General features: G+C 64.1%; 18 protein-coding genes. 9 read left to right on the top strand and 9 right to left on the bottom strand.

Annotated elements, in window-relative coordinates:
- The 4 genes from AAGI46_07545 to AAGI46_07530 form a co-directional block, all read left to right on the top strand.
- Positions 1-3423 (top strand): hypothetical protein (locus AAGI46_07545; protein ID MEM1012061.1); only part of this gene is annotated, 3423 nt, incomplete at its 5' end.
- Between the two features lie 33 nt (positions 3424-3456).
- On the top strand, positions 3457-5211 hold the full coding sequence (locus AAGI46_07540; GenBank protein MEM1012060.1) for a SufS family cysteine desulfurase: 1755 nt from the start codon (positions 3457-3459) through the stop codon (positions 5209-5211).
- Positions 5212-5220: 9 nt separating this feature from the next.
- Positions 5221-5535, top strand: coding sequence for a hypothetical protein (locus tag AAGI46_07535; GenBank protein ID MEM1012059.1), 315 nt, complete (start codon positions 5221-5223; stop codon positions 5533-5535).
- An 8-nt stretch (positions 5536-5543) separates the two neighbouring features.
- Positions 5544-6005 carry an iron-sulfur cluster assembly protein gene (locus tag AAGI46_07530; protein ID MEM1012058.1) on the top strand — a complete coding sequence of 154 codons (462 nt, stop codon included), beginning with the start codon at positions 5544-5546 and terminating at the stop codon, positions 6003-6005.
- An 11-nt stretch (positions 6006-6016) separates the two neighbouring features.
- Here AAGI46_07530 and AAGI46_07525 read toward each other — a convergent pair whose 3' ends face one another.
- The 5 genes from AAGI46_07525 to AAGI46_07505 form a co-directional block, all read right to left on the bottom strand.
- On the bottom strand, positions 6017-7114 hold the full coding sequence (locus tag AAGI46_07525) for an aldo/keto reductase (GenBank protein ID MEM1012057.1): 1098 nt from the start codon (positions 7112-7114) through the stop codon (positions 6017-6019).
- 65 nt (positions 7115-7179) lie between these two features.
- Positions 7180-8445 (bottom strand): hypothetical protein, encoded by a 1266-nt coding sequence (locus AAGI46_07520; GenBank protein ID MEM1012056.1) that lies wholly within the window; start codon positions 8443-8445, stop codon positions 7180-7182.
- A 71-nt stretch (positions 8446-8516) separates the two neighbouring features.
- Positions 8517-9299: an ABC transporter ATP-binding protein gene (locus AAGI46_07515; GenBank protein MEM1012055.1), complete on the bottom strand. Its 783-nt coding sequence runs from the start codon at positions 9297-9299 to the stop codon at positions 8517-8519.
- A gap of 51 nt (positions 9300-9350) precedes the next feature.
- Positions 9351-10151: a sulfite exporter TauE/SafE family protein gene (locus tag AAGI46_07510; GenBank protein MEM1012054.1), complete on the bottom strand. Its 801-nt coding sequence runs from the start codon at positions 10149-10151 to the stop codon at positions 9351-9353.
- 87 nt (positions 10152-10238) lie between these two features.
- Positions 10239-11369 carry a deiodinase-like protein gene (locus tag AAGI46_07505; protein ID MEM1012053.1) on the bottom strand — a complete coding sequence of 377 codons (1131 nt, stop codon included), beginning with the start codon at positions 11367-11369 and terminating at the stop codon, positions 10239-10241.
- A 334-nt stretch (positions 11370-11703) separates the two neighbouring features.
- On the opposite strand from AAGI46_07505, the gene AAGI46_07500 reads away from it, so the two are divergent.
- Complete coding sequence (locus AAGI46_07500) at positions 11704-12957, top strand: PQQ-binding-like beta-propeller repeat protein (protein MEM1012052.1); 1254 nt, start codon at positions 11704-11706, stop codon at positions 12955-12957.
- Positions 12954-13172, top strand: a complete 219-nt coding sequence (locus tag AAGI46_07495; protein MEM1012051.1) for a hypothetical protein — start codon at positions 12954-12956, stop codon at positions 13170-13172. The genes AAGI46_07500 and AAGI46_07495 overlap by 4 nt, the downstream gene beginning before the upstream one ends.
- A gap of 130 nt (positions 13173-13302) precedes the next feature.
- Here the strand turns inward: AAGI46_07495 and AAGI46_07490 are convergent, their stop codons facing one another.
- The 3 genes from AAGI46_07490 to AAGI46_07480 all read right to left on the bottom strand — a co-directional run bounded on the left by AAGI46_07490 (position 13303) and on the right by AAGI46_07480 (position 15894).
- Positions 13303-14874, bottom strand: coding sequence for a 2-isopropylmalate synthase (locus tag AAGI46_07490; protein ID MEM1012050.1), 1572 nt, complete (start codon positions 14872-14874; stop codon positions 13303-13305).
- A 301-nt stretch (positions 14875-15175) separates the two neighbouring features.
- Positions 15176-15634: a GNAT family N-acetyltransferase gene (locus tag AAGI46_07485; protein MEM1012049.1), complete on the bottom strand. Its 459-nt coding sequence runs from the start codon at positions 15632-15634 to the stop codon at positions 15176-15178.
- Positions 15631-15894, bottom strand: coding sequence for a hypothetical protein (locus tag AAGI46_07480; protein ID MEM1012048.1), 264 nt, complete (start codon positions 15892-15894; stop codon positions 15631-15633). The genes AAGI46_07485 and AAGI46_07480 overlap by 4 nt, the downstream gene beginning before the upstream one ends.
- 49 nt (positions 15895-15943) lie before the next feature.
- On the opposite strand from AAGI46_07480, the gene AAGI46_07475 reads away from it, so the two are divergent.
- Positions 15944-16621, top strand: coding sequence for a lysophospholipid acyltransferase family protein (locus tag AAGI46_07475; protein MEM1012047.1), 678 nt, complete (start codon positions 15944-15946; stop codon positions 16619-16621).
- 101 nt (positions 16622-16722) lie between these two features.
- Here AAGI46_07475 and AAGI46_07470 read toward each other — a convergent pair whose 3' ends face one another.
- A complete protein-coding gene (locus AAGI46_07470) occupies positions 16723-17358 on the bottom strand; it encodes an HNH endonuclease (GenBank protein ID MEM1012046.1) in 636 nt (211 codons plus the stop codon).
- A 262-nt stretch (positions 17359-17620) separates the two neighbouring features.
- Between AAGI46_07470 and AAGI46_07465 the strand changes: the two genes are divergently transcribed.
- Complete coding sequence (locus AAGI46_07465) at positions 17621-18445, top strand: protein-disulfide reductase DsbD domain-containing protein (GenBank protein ID MEM1012045.1); 825 nt, start codon at positions 17621-17623, stop codon at positions 18443-18445.
- Between the two features lie 71 nt (positions 18446-18516).
- The gene (locus AAGI46_07460) at positions 18517-19164 is read left to right on the top strand and encodes a redoxin domain-containing protein (protein ID MEM1012044.1); all 648 of its coding nucleotides are present in this window, start codon (positions 18517-18519) and stop codon (positions 19162-19164) included.
- The last annotated feature ends 126 nt before the right edge of the window (positions 19165-19290 follow it).

Genomic DNA, 19290 nt, shown 5'->3' with positions numbered 1-19290 from the left:
GGAACCCCAATGAACCGCATCACCGCCTCTTTCGCCCTGCTAATCGGCCTTTTCGTTGGGCCATCGATCGTCAGCGCGCAGCAGGAGACCGATCTCGCCGAAGCACCGCTCGAACAGCTCAGACAGGTCCCCGGCATCGATGTGGTCGAGATTGATTTCACCGACGGCTTGGTTTCCGCGAGCGGGCTCGTGATCCATGGTGACGGACCGAAGCCCCAAGACCTTGCACTGCGTAGCGGCCCGGCGACCGCCTTTGCGAGTGACGTAGTCGATCGATCCGACAAACCCTGGATTCGACGGTTCGGCCTGACCATCACCGACGACGAATTCCTCAATGCCGAACACGCGGCGGTTGACATCCATTTCACCTACCACCTGCCGGCTTGGGGCGGGGTCACCGTCGAGGCCAGGACGCCGTCGGGCATGATCGAGGTCGGCAAGGCCTGGGGCGATTCGAAAGACTGGAAGACGGCCGTCGTCTCGCTCGAAGGGACGGACCTTGCCAGCGTTCAGGGACCACATCTGCGGTTCGGCGGTGCGAACGGCCGAATCGCGTTGCAGCGTGTTCGCGTCATCGGTCATCGCGGGTCGGGCGACGACGTCAACTGGTCGCGGCTCATTCGTCCAACGCTCGTGCGAGCTGGCACGCCCGACGGGATCTTCGCTTTCGAGCGAGGTCAGGCCGGAAGCGTTATCGAGCTGTCCAACCTCGCGAGCACGGATCAGCCGATCGACTGGTCATTCCGCGTGTCGGAGCTCGACTCCAACGACGCCGTCGCGGCCTCTTCAGGAACGACGACGTTGCCGGCGCGGCAGTCATCGCGGTTCCTCGTGCCGTTTGATTTGAGTGGCCTTCCGCTCGGCCCGTATGAGGCGACTCTCGGCGTGCTCATCGATGGGCGCGAGGTCATGACGATGCCTCTGCTGCTTGGTGTGATCGAAGGCGATCGCACGCTGCCGCGGGCAGCACCGGGCGACCCGTACTGGTTCGGACTCGACCATGCCAACACGGCCTCCGTTCAGGTCGATCACGATCTGAAGTTTGCGTACTTCGATCTTCTCGGCGTCGACATCCTCAGGGGTGTGCCGACGGCCGACGAGTCTCAGCCGGTTGGTGACGATCGCGTCGCCGACGGGTTGTCTCGTCTTCGCGAGCACGGCATGCGTTCGGCGTTCATCATGTTCCCCGACAATCGTCGGGAGAAGAACCCCGATCGCTACGAGGCCGACAAGCAGCGTCGGATCGCCAAGCTCGCCTCGGTCGCCGCGAACTTCGGCGGGCGTGAGCCGGGCCAGATTCCGTTCATCGAGCTTGGCAACGAGCCCGATTTGCCGCAGTTCTACCCCGGCCCGGTGGAGGACTACGTCAAGGCGTATCACGAGGCGGTCGAGGCCATTCGCGAGGCGGACCCGGAGCGTCGTGCCAAGGTGATGACGGGCGGTCTCTGCTTCCATACTGCCGTCGGCGATCGACGAGCCCGCCGCATCATCGAGTTGCTCGATCCGGACAAGGTCGACGTCTGGGCATTTCATGGTCACGGTGCCGGCATCGAGGCGGAGCGGGCCGCGTACGAGCGGCAAGTCGCGGCCGTACGCGATCACGCCCGGGGCGACATCGACGATCAGCTCGCCAAGCCATTCCTCGAGACTGAGAGCGGCTTCAACGCCCGCTCGACCGTCGGCCGGATGGAGCAGGCGAGGACGACCGTTGAAAAGCAGGTCTACGCGATGAGTGTCGGCATGCCGAGCCTCTACTACTTCCGCCTGTTCATGAAGGGTGGGCACGACGGCGGCTACGGCATGACGGTTGCGCAGAACGGCGACGAGTTCTTCCAGCCCAAGCCCAGCATCCTCGCATATCGGCACCTTGTGCAGCGACTTCGCGGCTTCGAGTTCGTCCAGAAGCTCGACGTCGGCGTCGATGGGATCGAGGCCTACGCGTTCCGGAAGATCGGATCGAACGAAAAGACGCTCGTTGCCTTCAGCACGAAGCCGCAAACGGTCGGACTCCTGGTGCAGCTACAAGCCGCGGCAGGGGTACGCGACGCGTTCACGTTCGATCTCTTCGGCAACGCCACGCCGGCACGCATGGTCAGCGAGGCGGTCGCCGCGATCGATGTCGGCGTGAACCCGGTCTACCTCAGTTGGTCAGGAGCCGGCACGATGGACGAGCTGTCGGTCGAACCGCCGATGATCGCGATCCGAGGCGATCAGCGGCCGCGAGTTCTCGTCGGCGACGAGACCAGGTTGTCGCTCGACGTCCGTCCGATTTCGGGCGGTGCCTCGACTGCGACGCTGCGTGTTGCTGCGTTCGGTCCTGACGGCATTTCGGTTGAGCCTCAATCGACGGCTGTTTCGCTCGATCAAGGCGACACGATCGATTTCGAGTTGAGCGTTCCCGAACTCGGGGTGCTGATCGACACGCCTCGGTGGTGGACGGTCTTCGTCAATGCCGACCACGATGCCGTCTTGGGTGACGCGGCCTTGCGGACATCGGTGCCGGAGGCTTTGCCGGCGGTCAGCGGCGAACGCGTGCGTCGGCTGCAGCTGATGGCCGACGAGCGAGGTCACGTCGCACTCGAGCCGCACGCCATCGTCGGTGACCGACGCCCGGCGGTCGCGTACGCGGTCATCGACAGTCCGCGCGATTTCGATATGCCTGTCGGCATGTCGGCCGACTGGTGGTCGGCGTGGTTCGTCAACGGCGAGCTCCTCTATGACACTCTGGCGACCGGCAACGAGGCAGGCAGCGTGGCGGACCACACCTTCACGATGCCGCTCAAGAAAGGACGAAATGTCGTCTGCGCGATCGTGCTCAGCGGGAGCGGCGGATTCGACTTCACGCTCGCTGGCGAACGCGGCATCGGACTCGTCACCAGCGGCGGCGTCGACCCGCATCGACTCGACCTCGAACTTGTCGGCGATGATGGCACCGTCTTGACGCGGCAGAGCGTTCCGCTCGACCTCGCCGACCCGGTGCCAGCTGGCTTGCCCAATGTGGCACTCGAACTGACAGAGCCCGTCGCCCTGCTCGTCGACGCCGACGTCCAGAACTTCCACCTGAAACACCCGGACTCCAGCCGCTGGTACGGCGGAACGAACGATCTCTCGTCGACGGTCTGGCTTCGATCGACCGGTGACAAGGTCGAGGTGATCGTCGATGTGGTCGACGACGTCCGCCACGAAGGTGATGGTGTCGTCGTGGTTCTTCATCGCGAAGACGGCTCTGCACTGGCAGCGGAGCCCGAGCCCGACCAGAACGGCCGGCACGTCGCTCGCTTTGATCGAGCCGAGCTGCCTGGCACGTTCCGCCTCAATGTCCGCATCCTCGACGACGACGGGCAAAACATCGGCCTGAAGCAGCAGATCGACCTGGGCGACGTCGACGCACCCGAAACCGGTCTCACGCAGCGCCTGCGTTGAAATGAGACGGCCGACTTCGGCGTAGTGTGGAGCGTGCGCGGCGTTGCTGACAATGTGCGTCCTGCCTTCGATGTGGAGGCCGTCCGTCGGGACTTTCCGATTCTCTCCACCGAGATGAACGGCCGGCGGCTGGTCTACCTGGATAACGCCGCCACGACACAGAAGCCAAAAGCCGTGATCGACGCGATCACGCGCTACTACGAGCACGACAACGCGAACATTCATCGCGGCGTCTACGCGTTGTCACAACGGGCCACGACACAGTTCGACGAATCGCGGGACAAGGTCGCGCGATTCCTTCGCGCTCCCGAGCCGGCGGAGTGCCTGTTCACCCGCGGCGTGACCGAAGCGATCAACCTCGTCGCCTACTCATGGGGACGAACCAACCTGAAGGCCGGCGACGAGATCCTGCTCACTGCGCTGGAGCACCACAGCAACATCGTCCCGTGGCAGCTCACTGCCGAAGCGACCGGTGCCGTGGTCAAGACGCTGCCGATGAACGACGACGGCACGCTTGATCTTTCTCGGCTGAGCGAGTTCCTCACCGACAACACCAAGATCGTCGCCGCCCAGCAGGTGAGCAATGCGCTCGGCATCGTCCACGACGTCGCGACGATCATAGAAGCGGCGAAGGCGGGTGGTGCTGTCGTGCTCGTCGACGGTGCACAGGCTGTCGGGCACTATCCGACCGATCTGTCAAAGCTCGGGGCTGACTTCTTCTGCTTCAGCGCACACAAGCTGTTCGGGCCGACGGGCGTCGGCGTGCTCTGGGGCAGGCGCGAGTTACTCGACGCGATGCCGCCCTACCACGGCGGCGGCGACATGATCGACAGTGTCGCTTGGTCCGGCACGACCTACGCGCCGATTCCGATGAAGTTCGAGGCCGGCACACCGGACATCGCTGGCGTCATCGGGCTCGGTGCTGCGATCGACTACGTCGAGTCGATCGGCTTCGATGCTGTCAAGCAGCAGGAGGCGACGCTGCTCGCCCATGCGACGACACGCCTTCGCGAGGTGCCTGGCTTGCGGATCATCGGCGATGCTGACGAGAAGGCGGCCGTCGTGTCGTTCGTGCTCGAGGATCCGCCGGTGTCGTCGCTCGACATCGGGACCAAGCTCGACGCGCTCGGCATCGCGGTGCGGACAGGCCACCACTGTGCGCAACCGCTGATGGACGCGTTCGGCATTCCGGGGACGACGCGTGCGAGCTTCGCGTTTTACAACACGCTGGACGAGGTCGACCAGCTCGCCGACGCCCTGGCCGAAATCGTCGACGAGGCCAAGGAGCGGCGGTCGAAGGCACCGGTCGCCGCGAGTCCCGACGAAGACGCAGCGGTGGCTTGGCCAGAGCCACAGGGTTCCACGCCGGCCGAGGCTGCTGCGACGCTGGTCGAGGACTTTGCGTTTCTCAAGGAAGCGGGCGAAGACCCGCGCGAGTTCGTGCTCGACCTCGGCCGCAAGCTCCTACCGATGCGGGAGTCGGACAAGAACGAAGCCACCCACGTCAAGGGCTGCATGAGCCAGGTCTGGCTCACCGCCAGACATCGGCCGGGGACTGATGAATCACTCGACTTCCTCGCCGACAGCGACGCCGAGCTCGTCCGTGGACTCATCGGCGTTCTGCAACACGTCTTCAGCGGACAGCGGGCATCCGACATCGTCGACTTCGATGTGGAAGCGCTGCTCCGCAAGCTCGACTTCCAGAATTTGATCAGCGTGCAACGCCGAAGCGGCGTCGAGGCGATGATCAACCGCATCATGTCGCTTGCCAAGGCCAACTTGCGTTAAGCTTCCGCGATGCCTGAAGACCGCGTGACCTGCCGCGTCCCGACGCCTGACAAAGAGCCGACTCGAATCCGCCGCGACGCGTTCGACCTCGTTCGCCAGGCGATCCTCGATGTGCTTCCAGCGGGCGAAGAGCAAGGCGCGATGTCGGAGCTGTACGACCGGGTGAAAGCCAAGCTCGAAGGTCGAAAGGCCGAGCTCGAAGCGGCGGGCATCGGGAGCGTCGGCTGGTACTACACGACCGTCCGCCTGGAGATGGAAGTTGCCGGCGAGTTGGTCCGAGTCAAGGACAAACCGGTCACTCTCCGGCTTGGCGAGGCCACATAGACTCGGGCATGCCGACGCGCAGCCTGAACGTCCTGCCGACCAACGACAAGGTCGAAGAGCTCCGCAAGGCTCCGCCCGCACCGGCTTCTGGCGAAAAGAAGCTCAACGACGAGACGCCGATCGATCGTGCGTTGGACGCATCGCTCACTGACGAGCAACGTGTCGTGAAGGAGCGCGTGATCGAGGCACTTCGGACGGTCTACGACCCGGAATTGCCAGTGAATCTGTTCGATCTCGGCCTGATCTACAAGATCGACCTGACGACGAAAGACGCGGGCGAGCTCGTTGACATCGACATGACCCTCACGGCCCCGGCCTGCCCGGTGGCCGGCGAGATGCCCGGCATGGTCCAGCGGGCCGTCGAACCTGTCGACGGCGTCGCCTCGTGCAAGGTCGAACTCGTCTGGAGCCCGAAGTGGGACAAGAGCAAGATGAGCGAAGTCGCGCTCCTCGAACTCGGACTGATGTAGGGCGGCGCCCCTCAGACGAGTCGCCCGTGGGGCGCGTCGACGCTGGCCCCGGCGGTCACCATGTTGTCGACCTCCAAAAGGAAGTCGTGCGGGAAGCCGAGATCGACCCTCGTCGCTTCATCCAGCTTCGTCAGCTCCTCCGCGGTCAGATCGACGGAGACGGCCTCGATGTTGTCATCAAGGTGAGTTGTCTTTCGAGCACCGATGATCGGCGACGTCACGCCCGGCTGATGAAGCAGCCACGCCAGCGCCACACGGCTAGGTGAAACCTCTTTCTGCTTCGCAACCTCGACCACCGCCCTGGCCGCTTTCTCGGCTTGATTGCTGACGTACTTCCCGCCGAGGCGATTCGGGTTCTTCTCGAGCCGTGAGCCTTGGTCCTTGCCGCCATCGAGGAACTTGCCGGTCAAGACGCCCTGCCCCAGCGGCGACCACGGGGTGACGCCCAGCCCGACATCCCGGGCCATCGGAATGAGGTCACGCTCCGTCGTCCGCTCGACAAGCGAGTACTCCACCTGCAGCGCCACGAACGGCGACCAGCCCCGCAGCGTGGCCAGCGTGTTCGCCTCGGCCACTTTCCACGCCGGGTAATCGCTGACGCCGACGTGATTCACCTTGCCGCTGGCGACGAGATCGTCCAGCCCACGCATCGTCTCTTCGACGGGCGTCCTGCCGTCCCAGCAGTGGACCCACAGCAGGTCGATGTAGTCGGTCTGCATGCGCTTCAGCGAGTCTTCGACCGCCTGCCGCATGTGCTTCCGGCCGTTACCTCCCGCGTTGGGGTCTGGCTTGCCACGGAGCTTGAGGTCGTCGATGCCCATCGCCCCGCCGTTGAAGGTGAACTTCGTCGCGATGACCAGGCGGTCCCGCCCAACCTCCTTGGCGAACTTGCCGACGTACTTCTCGCTGGTGCCGTTGGTGTAAAGGTCGGCCGTGTCGATGAAGTTGCCGCCTTTCTCGACGTAGTCGAGGAAAATCGTGCGTGAGTCCTCTTCGTTCGCCCCGGTCTGCCAGTCCTCACCGAAGGTCATCGTGCCGAGGCACAGCGGACTGACGCGCAGGCCACTCCGGCCGAGGAGTCGGTAGTGATCGAGTTGAGTCGTCGGCATGGTCGCGACGCTAATCGACGGATGTCGAAGTTCGGAACGGACGGATTCAGGCGTGCTCCGGAAGCTCACCCATCCGCCGCGAGCAACCTTCCGAGCGTGCTCTCTTGTTGTGGCTGCTTGTCGACCATCCGTGGCCGTGACTGTCTAAACGCGGCTCCTGTCAAATGCCAAGTGTGCCTCGGAGGGCCATGAAAGCAGAGGAGTGCGGTGGTTGTAGCGAGCCCGGCGGGGAGAAACAGCGTCGGGGGAATCGACAGAAGATAAAAAGTGACTGCTACAGCGGAACCAGAAGCTGCGGCGAACCAAGAGACCCGTGACATGACACCCCAGCTCACCCCAACCGGCGAGCGAAGTCTTGTTCGCATCATGAGCCAAACGTCGTAGCCACTCGCGAAGGAAACCCAGCGAAAGAATGAAATCACCAATGCCCAAATCACGGCCCATCCCAGCAAGTCCAAGTTGGGCGACTGCTTGCCGCTACGCTCAGCGCCGGAAACGATTGATGCGAACGCCCAGCCTGCAATGGCCGCCAGCACGACGAGTTTCCACTTCGTCGAATGTCGCATCAGCGGAACTGCGATCGGCGCCGACAAATTGGCCTTGGTTTGGAATTGGGCTCCGCGTAACGGGTCGAGCCAGAGGATGCGCGCGTGCTCGCGGTCGCGAAGTCGACTCGCGGCGACATCGTTCAGAAGACGTCTGTTCGCCTGCAACGCCCAGAATGCAAGAACCGATGAGATGGCAAGGCACGCGGCCATCCGACCACGGTTGGAAATCGGTAAGTCGCCCAATGCGATCCCAAACATCATCGCGATGGCAGCAGCAAAGAGTGTGACATCGCCCGCCCGCCGGTCATTCGCTGCAATCGTCGGCACACCGGCGACGGCATAGCTGAGTGTCGCGACGAGCAACGGCAGCATCACCATCGGAGTGCCCGACAACCCCGCTGCGAGTGAAATGATCAGCAAAACGATAAAGTCATCCAGTGTTGGGAGTGGGCGGGTGTCAGGCATCGGCGTGGTTGATTGCCACGGTGCCGTCTGAAGCCAGTCAAGCTCTCGTCGTCGGGTTACGAGCAGGACGCACTTCGACCCGCGATACACGCCAAGCGCAACTGAGACCCCACCTAGCAGGAGCAGGCTCCCAGCGCGAAGGTGAGTCGACGTGCCGGCAACGATCATGTCGACCCACTCACCACGGGTTGTTTCGGCAATCGCCGGATCAAGAGTCGGCGGATAGGTGTTGATGTCCGTCCAGCCGAGTACAGATCCAGTCCAGCCCTGGGAGTGTGCAAACTCGATCGCCTCTGGTGACGCGATCAACAGCAGCACAACCACGATGCCTAGGCCGACCGTCCTCCTGGAATGACGCCTCAACCGAGCCTGGGGGTCGAAGCCAGCCGTCACGGACTTGCCTCCAGATAAGCATCCAGCTTTGCGGCCGTATCCGGTCGAACCAAGGCTTCGTAGGCTTCGGCGAGCGAGGTGCTTTCTGTCTGCTCTCTGAGTTGAGCCGGCGTGCCGTCACCGACGATTTCAACGGCATCGTCGGTGCCCTTGGCCAGCACGACGACCCGATCAGCCAAGTCCTCCAATGTCTCAGGCACAGGTGATGCAAGCAGGACGCACCGCCCTTTTGCATGAGCTGCGTCGGCGAGAAGCCGCTTCAGAACGAGAATCCCTGACGGATCGAGCCCGCCTCCGAATGGCTCATCCAACAGCAGAATCGGCGTCTCGGTCACGAGTGCCCCGGCCAGTGCAACCTTGTGCTTCTGCCCTGTCGAGCATGATCTGATCGATTTCTCGCCGTCGTCCAAATCGAAGAGATCAAGCAGAGAAGCGGTATGCGGAAGCAGCCGGCGGTCATCGACTTCCCAGAGTCGGCCACAGGTGACGATCCACTCGCGAGGTGTGAGCTGCTGCGGGAGCCACGGATTCGCAGCAAGGTGGACGCTCGCCCGTCGGCAGGCGAGTTCGCTCTCTTCCGTGTCTCGACGCCGGTGCCCCTCGATTTCGACGAAGCCACGCCAGCTTGGTACCAGTCCCGCTGCCGCGTTCAGAAGCGTTGACTTCCCGACACCATTTGGAGCCATCACAGCCGTCACTTGGCCCGCATGGATGTCAAGATCGAGATCGCTCAAGACTGGACGAAGGCCGTAGTGGCAGGTCAGGCCGACGAATCTCACTGCGGCGGGCACCGAAGAAGTGTAACGAATCCATCGATGAGCCCGAAAATGTCAGACGCCGATCGCCTTCCAGATCATCCGCCCCGCGGCCACGGCGGCGGCGAAGTAGACGATGGCGAAGAAGGGCTTTTCCGGAATGCGCTTGTGCAGCCAGAGCCCGAGGACCGAGCCGATCGGAATGCCGGCGGCGGCCCAGAGGCTTTGGAGGAGTGTCGAGGGGTTGATCAGACCGAGGCCGAGGTAAGTCGGCAGCTTCAGCAGGTTGACAAGGAAGAAGAGCCAAGCGGCCGTTGCGACGAGCTTGGCTTTGTCGAGCTTGATTTCGAGGAAGTAGATCGCAGCCACCGGGCCGGCCGAGTGAGCAAGTGTGCTGGCGACGCCGACGGCCGAGCCGACGAGCGTGCCGTTGCGACGCGTCGGCCGGACCCGCGGCAGCGGTTTGCCGGCGAGCCGCCACGCCTGGACGAGCACCATCAACAGGCAGATGCCGCCGACGAGCAGGTTGAGTGCGGCCGTCAGCTGGTCGGCGGTTCCGAGCCAGATCAGGATGCCGGTTCCAACCAGAATGCCCAGGAGGCTGCCGCCGAGTACCGGCCGCAGTGTCGGCCAGTCGACGCTGCGGCGGTGGACGTAGCTCGCGAAGATGTCGCCGACGATGAGCATCGGCAGGAGCACGCCGATCGCCTCGCCCGGCGGTAGGACGTTGGCGACCAGCGGCACCGCAAGGATTCCGATGCCGCCGCCGAAGCCGCTCTTGGCCATGCCCTGGATCGCGGCGGCGAGCAACAGTGCCGTCACGAACCACCACGGCGCGACGCCTTCGGGCACGTGGATGAAGCCGGGCAACGACAAGGCCCGCAGCGTAGAGCAGCTGCGGCCCAGATCGGTTTTGGTTGGATCGAAGCGCGACCAGCGGGCCTGCGACAGTTCCGCGACGCGCTATTTCTCTACGGCGTCTGCGACGAGATCGATGATTGCCGTCGGATCGAACCAGCGTTGCCGGGCCGCGACGGTGCCGTCGGGCTTGAGGATCAGCACGTGGTCCCCCGGATCGTTGTCGGCGACGCGGCCGAGGAGGCTGTCGTCCATCGTGTCGAGCACGAGGCTGACACCGGTCCTTGCTGGCAGGCGCTCGCGCACCATGCGGGCGGCTTCCATGCGTGCGTTGGCATCGGCATGTTGCGGGATCACGACGCCCGCATCGGCGTTGTCGGCGTGCGTCCAGCCGTCAGACGGATGACGCTCCTTCGTGTAGACGACCAACAGGTCCGCCGATCGTCCGCCGGGCGTGCGGAGTTCGCCGACCAGCCAAGGCAGGTCACGCAGTCGCTCGCGGAACGACGGTGCGGAGTAGGAGCCGAGCAGCACGACGGTCGGCCTGTTGGCGTGGAGGTTCTGGCCGAGCGTGGTCTCGTTGCCCGTCGCGGTGAGCAGCGGCAGGTCGAGCGGAAGCGTGCTCAGGTTGGCAGACTCAGCTCGATTCTGAAGTCGCGATTCGAAGCGTGACGAGGTTGCGTCGCTCGGGCGGGTCGACGGGCGACCAAAGCCGCCCTCGCGTCGTGGGCCGCGCCTTTCGGGGCCCGCTCGCTCGCCGGCTTCGGCACCGCGGGCACGGCGTGGCTGATTGCCCTGTTCGCGACGGAGCTGCTCCATTGCAGTACGAAGCTCGGCACGCTGCTCCTCGGTGAGGACTTCGCCAATGGCGCCGCGGAAGCGCGACATCCGCTCGCGGCCGGCTTGACGCAACGCCTGCCGATCGTCGCCGTGCTTCTCACGCAAGGCGGTCAGGTCGGTCCGAAGATTCTGGCCGAGGTCGCGGATCTTCGTAAGCTGATCTTCGGTCAGATCGAGCTTGGCGAGCTCAGCCCGAAGCATTTCCATGTACCGGCCAGTCTGGCCGCCACGCTGCGGTCGCTCGCCCGCCCGAGGCCGCTCGGAACGCTCAGCGGCGGGCTTTTCACCACCGCCTGCTGGCTGGGCGTGGACTGCGTTCGGAAGCATCAGAACGGCCGCCAATGCGACGGAGGCGGCGGCAGGACGCCGCAGACGCGACAGGTTCAGGAGTGACATGGCTTTGCCTTTCTTTGCAGGAGCGACTTGAGCGTGGCTGGCGATCGGGTGTCGCGTCCACCTGCTCTTGCCTGCAGAACGCCGCCGGGCCCAGGTGTATTGCGGGGATCGATTTGAGGAACTTCAGACATTACGGGACGATGCCGAGCCGGTGACGGCAGGCCGGGGCGATTGACGCTCGTCCGGGCGTGCCGGTACGCTGGCGCTCCCGCCGCGGAGCCGTGACGAGACGCGTTCGACGTCGTCGTACCAGCTCCCACCCTCGACGTCGTCTCGCCTGACGCGTCGCCCACCCTTTGCCTGCAGGAGCCGACGCTTGCGTACGGAACCGACGATGACGCACCTTGCCCGCCGCCTTCTCTGCCGCTCGTCGCTTGCACTGGTGGCGACGACATCGCTGCTGCTCGCCGGCGGCTGTGGTTCGTCGGGCCCGAAGGAACCTGTTCGCCCGAGCGTGTCGGTCGAGACGATTCGCCCCGGCAGCTTCCGCGTCGCCTGGAACGCCAGCCTCGACACGGTCAAGAACGGCCGAGTCGACGGGCTCTACTTGCGCGACGATCTACTGTTCGCATACACGGACGACAAGGTCGTTCAGAGCTTCAACAGCTCCAGCGGCCGATCGCGATTCATTCGGCAGATCGTCGGGCCGCGGGATGTTCTCTATCCGCCGGTGGTCTTGCCGTCGCTGGGTCGCGTTCCCGGCATCGATCGGCTGATCACGTTCGCTACTGCGAGCGGCTTCGTCGTCGTCAACGACGACGGGCTCGTCGTGCGGGAGACGTCGCTGCGTCGTGGCCTGACGACCGCGCCGACCGGATCGGCGGGAATCATCTACGTCGGATCGGCCGACGACAACGGTGGCCGACTGCTGAAGGTCGATCCGTTGCTGCCCGCGGGCAATATCCTGGATCGCGTGCTGCTAGACGGCCCGCTGAATGGCCGTCCGGCGGCGTTCGGTGCGTTCGTCTACGCGGCCGACCTGACGGGCAACGTCTACGGCATGACCGAAGGTCTCGCTCAGGCGTGGCCGATCCGCGAGTTCGAGACGGAGCCAGGTCGAGGCGTGAATGCGGACGTCGTGGTCGACGACTTCGGCGTCTACGTCTCCGGCACCGACGGCACGCTCCACGTTCTCTCGCGCGATCGTGGCCGGATCGTCTGGCGTTTCTTTGCGGGTCGACCGCTCTACCAGCGTGCAGTGCCGACGCGAGATTGGGTCTACCAGCCAATGGGCGACTCGGGCGTTGCCGCCCTTCCGAAGTTTGAAGGCAGCACCAACAGCCGCGAGCCGGCCTGGGTGGCTCGTGAAGCCCGAGACTTCCTCAGCCACGACGACGCCAACGTTTACTTGCTTCTTGCGAGTGGCCGGATTGGTGCGTTCGACAAGGAGACGGGTGACAAGGTGTTCGAGAGCCGTCGCAGCGACTTTTCTCGCTACGCGCGGAACGTCGACGGCTCACGGATTTACGCCGCCACGCGTGCGGGCGAGATCGTCGCCATCGAGCCTGTCCTCGGCAGCGGCGAGGTCGGCCGAACCGTAATGCTCGATCGCAAGACGCCTGACGCGATCGCTATGCTCGGGCAGTGACGGAACAACCGGGCAAAGGCTTCTTCGGCTGGCTCGGCCGACAGATCGGACACGTTGGAAGAGCGATCAAGACCGACGTCGAGGTCGTTGCGAAAAAGACGCAAGTCGACGAGTCCGTCGACGCCGACCATCCCGGGTTGGTCTTTCGTCGCACGACCACCGACGAGGTGCGACATGCTCCACGCGACGAAGCTGAACGCAAAGAGCCCTCGTGATTTTTTGGGTTTGTGAAGCCGAGGACAGAGCGAAGCGTCGTCCCGGGTCCGGCGCATCCACGACGACGTCCCGGACCCGGAGCGACGCTTCGCTCTGCTCTCGGCTTCGGGACGAACGCGACGCACGTCCTCACACGCCACTGTGCTGCGTGACTTGTCGACGTTGCGGGTTGGACAGTCGGTTCGCAGCTGCGACGTAGGCGAGGGCGCTCGCGTTGAGGATGTCGGTGGACAGCCCGCGTCCACCAGCGCGGACGCCGGGTGCATCGTCGCCGACGGTTTCGAGTTCGACATTGACCTCGCCCTGGGCGTCCTTGCCGCCGGTGATAGCACGGATGCGGTAGTCGACGAGCCGGAACTCACGGCCGAGGATCCGCATGACGGTCGAGTAAATGGCGTCGACCGGTCCGTCACCAGTCGCCGCGTCGGTCTGCACTTCGCCCTCGGGTGACTTCAGCGACACGGTGGCCGTGGGTGTCATCGCGTCGCTGCCGGCGACCACCTGGAGGCTAACGAGTTCCCACCGGCCCGCCGTGTCGCCCGCTTCGAGCAGGTCGTCGATGATGGCCTCAATGTCCTCGTCGTAGACCTCTTTCTTCTTGTCGGCCAGCTTCTTGAAGCGATCGAAGGCCAGCTCTGTCTGCGTCTGGTCGGGCGAGTAGCCGAGCGCTTCGATCCGCTCGCGGAAGGCGTGGCGTCCAGAGTGCTTGCCTAGGACGAGCTGGTTGCTCGGCACGCCGACGTCGGCCGGGTTCATGATCTCGTACGTCTCGCGATGCTTGAGGACGCCGTCCTGGTGGATCCCCGCTTCGTGCGCAAAGGCGTTCTGCCCGACGATCGCCTTGTTCCGCTGGACGGCGAGGCCTGTCAGCGAGCTGACCATGCGACTGGCAGGGAAGAGCTTCTTCGCGTCGACGTTCGTGTCGATGCCGAAGTGATCCGACCGCGTCCGCAGCGCCATAACGATTTCCTCGAGCGACGCGTTGCCCGCCCGTTCGCCGATGCCGTTGACGGTCACTTCGACCTGCCGTGCCCCGGCCTCGACGGCGGCGAGCGTGTTCGCGACGGCCATGCCGAGGTCGTTATGGCAGTGCGTGCTGAGGATGATGCCCTTCTCCTTCACGGCTGGCACGTCCGCGATGATGCGTCGAAAAACAGCGGCATATTCGTCGGGGTAGCTGTAGCCGACGGTGTCGGGCAGATTGATCGTCGTCGCACCGGCCTCGATGGCGGCGATCGTGATGTCGCGAATGAACTCGTACTCCGTCCGACTCGCGTCTTCCGGCGAGAACTCGACGTCGTCGCAGTAGCTCAGTGCGTGCTTGATGCTCTTGACTGCCAGGTCGAGGATGTCCTCCTTGCCCTTCTTGAGCTTGTGCTCGCGGTGGATCTTGCTGGTGGCGCAAAAGACGTGGATTCTCGGGTTGGCTGCGTCCTTGACGGCTTCTCCAGCGCGGTCGATGTCAAGGGGAACGCACCTGGCCAGGCCGCAGACCGTGGCCCGCTTCAGCTCGCCCGCGATGGCCTTGACGCTGTCGAAGTCGCCGGGGCTGCTGACGGGGAAGCCGGCTTCGATGATGTCGACGCCCATCGTCTCAAGATGACGGGCGATCTCGATCTTTTCCGCGCGGGTCAAAGTCGCTCCCGGCGATTGCTCGCCGTCGCGGAGGGTGGTGTCGAAGATGCGGAGCGGGTCGGTCATGGCTGATCGTGAGCGAAGGTGGACGCAAAAGCCCCGCGGCATGGGCCGCGGGGCGTCGTGGTGTTCTGGTATCGGTCGAAGCCGCTACCCGCACACACGCCCGCGGCCCAAAAGGCCTCGGAGCGGAAGGGTAAGGAGCGGACGGGGGGTGGGCATCTGTGGGGGAAGCTACGCGTTCATCCGCTCAGAGACAACCTTTGCTGCCCTTCCGAGCGACCCGAAGGAGTAGCTGCGGGGCTACGGACCGCAGTCTGACGAGGAGCGAATCGCGTGACTCAGACTGCGGGCCATAGCCCCGCAGCTACCCGTTGCTGGTCAGCATCTCTTCCATGATGTGGTAGTGCGTTTTGCTCATCCCAAGCTTGCGGTAGGTCTGTTGGGCGGTGTGGTTCTCGTGCTCGACGTAGAGCCGCAGGCCACTGGCGCTTTCTTCCAGCGCTTGCTGTCGCGTCGCTTCGTAGAGCGATCGAAAGACGCCTCGTCCACGGTGATCCGGCTCAACGAAAACGCTCTGAACCCACCACAGATCGCCGTTGCGCCAGTCGCTCCACTCGTGCGTGACCAGCAGGCACCCGACAACCCTGCCGGCCGCTTCGGCGACAAGGTAGTGACCTTTCGAGCGATCAGCCAAGACAGCGGCGACACCTTCGACGACGGTCGGCGGATCGAGCGCGAGCCCTTCGGTCTCCCGGGCCATCCGGACGTTCATGTCCGCGATCATCTCGGCATCGCTGACGACAGCTGGTCGGATGTGGCTCACGTCGGCTCCCAAAGAGCTGCGTCGAGGCAGGCCCACGCGTGAATCACCAGGGCCAGCCAGCCGAGGCAAATGATCGAGAGCAGGACCCACAGAGTGACGTCGACAACGAAGAAGAAGATCGCTGGAGCGATTCGTCCCTGCGCCAGCTGACCCAGCCCCGGAAGGATGGCGCTCGCGATTGCCGCGATGACGTTCGCCGTGCCACCCTGGCCTGGGCCTGGAGGTGGTGCGAATGGATGGCGATCGCGCTGGGCGGACACTTCGCGATGTTTTAGCCCGTCGGCGATGACAGCGATACCGTGGCCCCGCGTGTATCCGGGCACCCCCGACTTCGAAGACCGACTCGACGTCCGCGTTCTGATGGTGCTCACATCGCTGTTCGGCCGAAGCTGGCAACGACGGGAAGTTCCGCCGGGGCACGCCTGCACTGTTCCGCTCTCAGGTCCGGCGGTGATCGCGGCGAATCACACGGCCGGTCTCGATCCCATCGCGATCCAGTCGACCTGTCCGCGGCCCATCATCTGGGTCATGACGGCCGAGCACTTCGACAACCCGGCGTTGCGGGGTTTCCTGACGCACGTCGAGATGATCCGCATCGACCGCACCAAACGCGATGCCGGAGCGTGGAGGCAGGCGCTGGGCGCGCTGGATCGGGGCCATGTCGTCGGGGTCTTTCCTGAAGGTCGGATCGAACGCACGGACGATCTCATGCCGTTCGAAGACGGCCTGGCGACGATGGCCAGCCGGGCTGATGTCGACATCTACCCCGCTTACCTAGACGGCCGGCAGCGGAACACGCCGATGTTGAACACGTATCTCATGCCCCAGACGCCGCTGGTTGCGTGGGATGGCGTTGTCCGAGTTCGCGACGAGCGTGGAAAGCGACGCAAACCACGACAGATCACAAGCGACGTCGTCCGCGCGGTCGAGTCGCTCAAGTCGAAGCTCGAAGCACGAAGACGCAAAGGGAAGAGCCTGCTGAGCTGAGGCTCATCGCGATCTTAGTTGAGTAGACAGCCAGACGAAGCCAAGAGCAGAGCGCAGCGTCGCTCCGGGTCCGGATTCAGACCCGGAGCAACATCGCACGGTCACTTCAGTTCAACGGTCCAGTACGCCTCGTCGAGGAACTGCTTCCACGACGCGTAGCGCTCGTCACCGAGTCGCACATTGACCGCCGGGCTGCGCCGTGGTTTGACGGGCTCGCTCAGGAGCTTCATGTTCGCCTGCCTTGGCGTTCGGCCACCCTTCTTGACGTTGCAGGAGATGCAGCACGTGACGATGTTCTCCCACGTCGTCGGGCCCTCCTGGCTGCGGGGCTGGACGTGGTCGAGCGACAGCTCGCTGGTGCCGAACTTCTTGCCGCAGTACTGACAGCGATTCGCATCGCGGGCGAAGATGTTGCGGCGGTTGAACTTGACCTCCTGCCGGGGCAGACGGTCATAGCCCAGCAGCCGAATGATCCGCGGCACCGCAATCGGGAACCGGACCGTGCGAATCCAGTCGAACCCGTCGGGCTCGAACTGGGCGTGCAGCTCCGACAGCTCCGTCCACGACTCGAAGTCGAGGTTCTGCCACTGGCTGACCGTGCCATCCGTCTTCGTCTCGATGTGGATGACCTCTGCCAGCTGCTTGCAGAGCAGGCCAAAGGCTCTCTTGACGTTGACGACGCGAACAGCCTGGTAGTGCCGATTGAGCACGAGCACGCTTGCCGACAGACCTTGCAGGCCGGCTTCGAGAGTTCCAGGCAGTGGCAGCGCAACTGCTCCTGCGGCCTGTCGGACCGCATCATCGGTTCGGCTCGTCGCGTTCGGGTTCACGTCGCAGTTCCTCGCGGCTTGCGGCGAAGCCTACGTCCCGACCGAACAAACGCCAAGTTTTCACCCCGTCAGATGGCCTCGATCGAGGTTTTTCACGAAGCTTTCACAATTGCATCGAAGCGAATTGTTTCGTTCACGCCGCAATTTTCGGTGGTTATCATGCAGCCCAGTGCTCACACGGCTTTTCGCCATGCTCGCGTGCGTCCTCGCCATCACCACGGCGGTGCGTGCTCAGCCGCTCTTGGGCTTGGAGCCCAAAGCGAAGTTGGAGCTGGTGGTCGCCGCAGACATCGTCAGGCCGGGCGATTCAGTGCCCATCGGCATCAAATTCACGATGCAGCCGGGCTGGCATATCTACTGGCAAAACCCTGGCGACGCAGGCACGCCGCCTTCGTTTAACTGGAACTTGCCAGACGGCTTCGAGGCGACGGCTCCAGAGTTCCCGACGCCCATCGCCTTCGAGTCGGCCGGACTGGTCGGCTACGGCTACGCGAAGACGATCGTCTTTCCTGCGACGCTGAACGTGCCCCAGACTCTGCTCCCGCGCGGCGGCGAGCTGACGGTGGCCGTGGACTATCTGATCTGCGACGACGACACCTGTGTGCCCGAATCCGCGGTCGCAACCGCCAACGTGACTTTCGGAAGCTCGACCGAGCTGAAGCCAGACATCGTCGCGGAGATCGAAGCCGCGAAAGCGAGGCTGCCGCAGGACATCAAGCCGCTGACGCCGATCACCGACACCATCGCGTTCTCCGCTGCCAATGCGACAGACGTCGGACTGTTTCCGCTCCCGCCGGGCGACGTCGAAGTGACGATCGGCGAGGCGGTCGAGCAAGACAATTCAGCGGGCGTGACGATTCTCATCCCGATCAAGGCCCGCAAATTCGGCGGTGGCGAGGTCGCTCCGTTCCCGGTGGTGGTCGGTTTTACCGACGCCGATGGGAATCGGCGTGGTCATCGCCTGATCGTCGACCCCGCCAACGCAACCGAGTAAGGCGATGTCACGAATATGACGTCGTCGGAGCCTTCCTCTTGTCACTGAGTTTTTTTCCCTACGGAGAATCCATGATTCGCACCACACTCATCGCCTCGGCCGCGCTTGCGGCAACTCTCGCCGCCGTTGTCCCGGCCCTGGCCGACAGCTGCTCGGCGTGCACGAAGACCAAGACGTCGTTCGTTAGCGCCGAAGCCAAGGCCGTCGTCGGCCAGCCGGCACCTGACTTCAAGCTGATGGATCAGGCCGGCAATGCCGTGTCGCTGTCCGACTTCAAGGGCAAGATCGTCGTTCTGGAGCAGTTCAACGACCAGTGCCCCTTTGTCAAGAAGTTCTACAAGAACGGCGACATGAACCAGATGGCCGCTGACCTCAAGGCCAAGGGCGTCGTCTGGCTCGCGATCGACTCGTCGAACTTCAGCAGCGTCGAAGAGAACGCCGCAATCGCCGCCGAGTGGAACATCGATCGTCCGATCCTCGATGACCACGCTGGCACCGTCGGCAAGCAGTACACCGCCAAGACGACCCCGCACATGTTCGTCATCGATCAGGAGGGCATTCTCGCCTACGCCGGTGCCATCGACTCGATCCCAAGCACCGACGCGAACGACATCGCCCAGGCCGACAACTACGTCGCCATGGCCGTTGACGCCCTGCTGAACGGCGAGACCGTCTCGCCCGCAGAGACCAAGCCGTACGGCTGCAGCGTCAAGTTCTGATCGACCCCGTCGACTCAGACACCCTGAACCGACGCCCCGCCAGCCGGCGGGGCGTTTTCGTTTGTCCGCTCAATCGCCCTTGGCCTTCCACAGGTACCCGTGGTGCAGCGTGGCCACGTGGTACCT

Source organism: Planctomycetota bacterium (assembly GCA_038746835.1).
In the GTDB taxonomy this organism is placed as follows: domain Bacteria; phylum Planctomycetota; class Phycisphaerae; order Tepidisphaerales; family Tepidisphaeraceae; genus JBCDKH01.
The sequence above is the reverse complement of the archived record's forward strand: the minus strand, read 5'-3'. Positions and strand labels throughout refer to the sequence as shown.

What these genes read in the sequence shown, in the direction of transcription:
- AAGI46_07535 (MEM1012059.1), top strand. Translation starts at nt 5,221, where the DNA reads ATGCCTGAAGACCGCGTGACCTGCCGCGTCCCGACGCCTGACAAAGAG.
- AAGI46_07525 (MEM1012057.1), bottom strand. Translation starts at nt 7,114, where the DNA reads ATGCCGACGACTCAACTCGATCACTACCGACTCCTCGGCCGGAGTGGC.
- AAGI46_07505 (MEM1012053.1), bottom strand. Translation starts at nt 11,369, where the DNA reads ATGTCACTCCTGAACCTGTCGCGTCTGCGGCGTCCTGCCGCCGCCTCC.
- AAGI46_07530 (MEM1012058.1), top strand. Translation starts at nt 5,544, where the DNA reads ATGCCGACGCGCAGCCTGAACGTCCTGCCGACCAACGACAAGGTCGAA.
- AAGI46_07490 (MEM1012050.1), bottom strand. Translation starts at nt 14,874, where the DNA reads ATGACCGACCCGCTCCGCATCTTCGACACCACCCTCCGCGACGGCGAG.
- AAGI46_07460 (MEM1012044.1), top strand. Translation starts at nt 18,517, where the DNA reads ATGATTCGCACCACACTCATCGCCTCGGCCGCGCTTGCGGCAACTCTC.
- AAGI46_07500 (MEM1012052.1), top strand. Translation starts at nt 11,704, where the DNA reads ATGACGCACCTTGCCCGCCGCCTTCTCTGCCGCTCGTCGCTTGCACTG.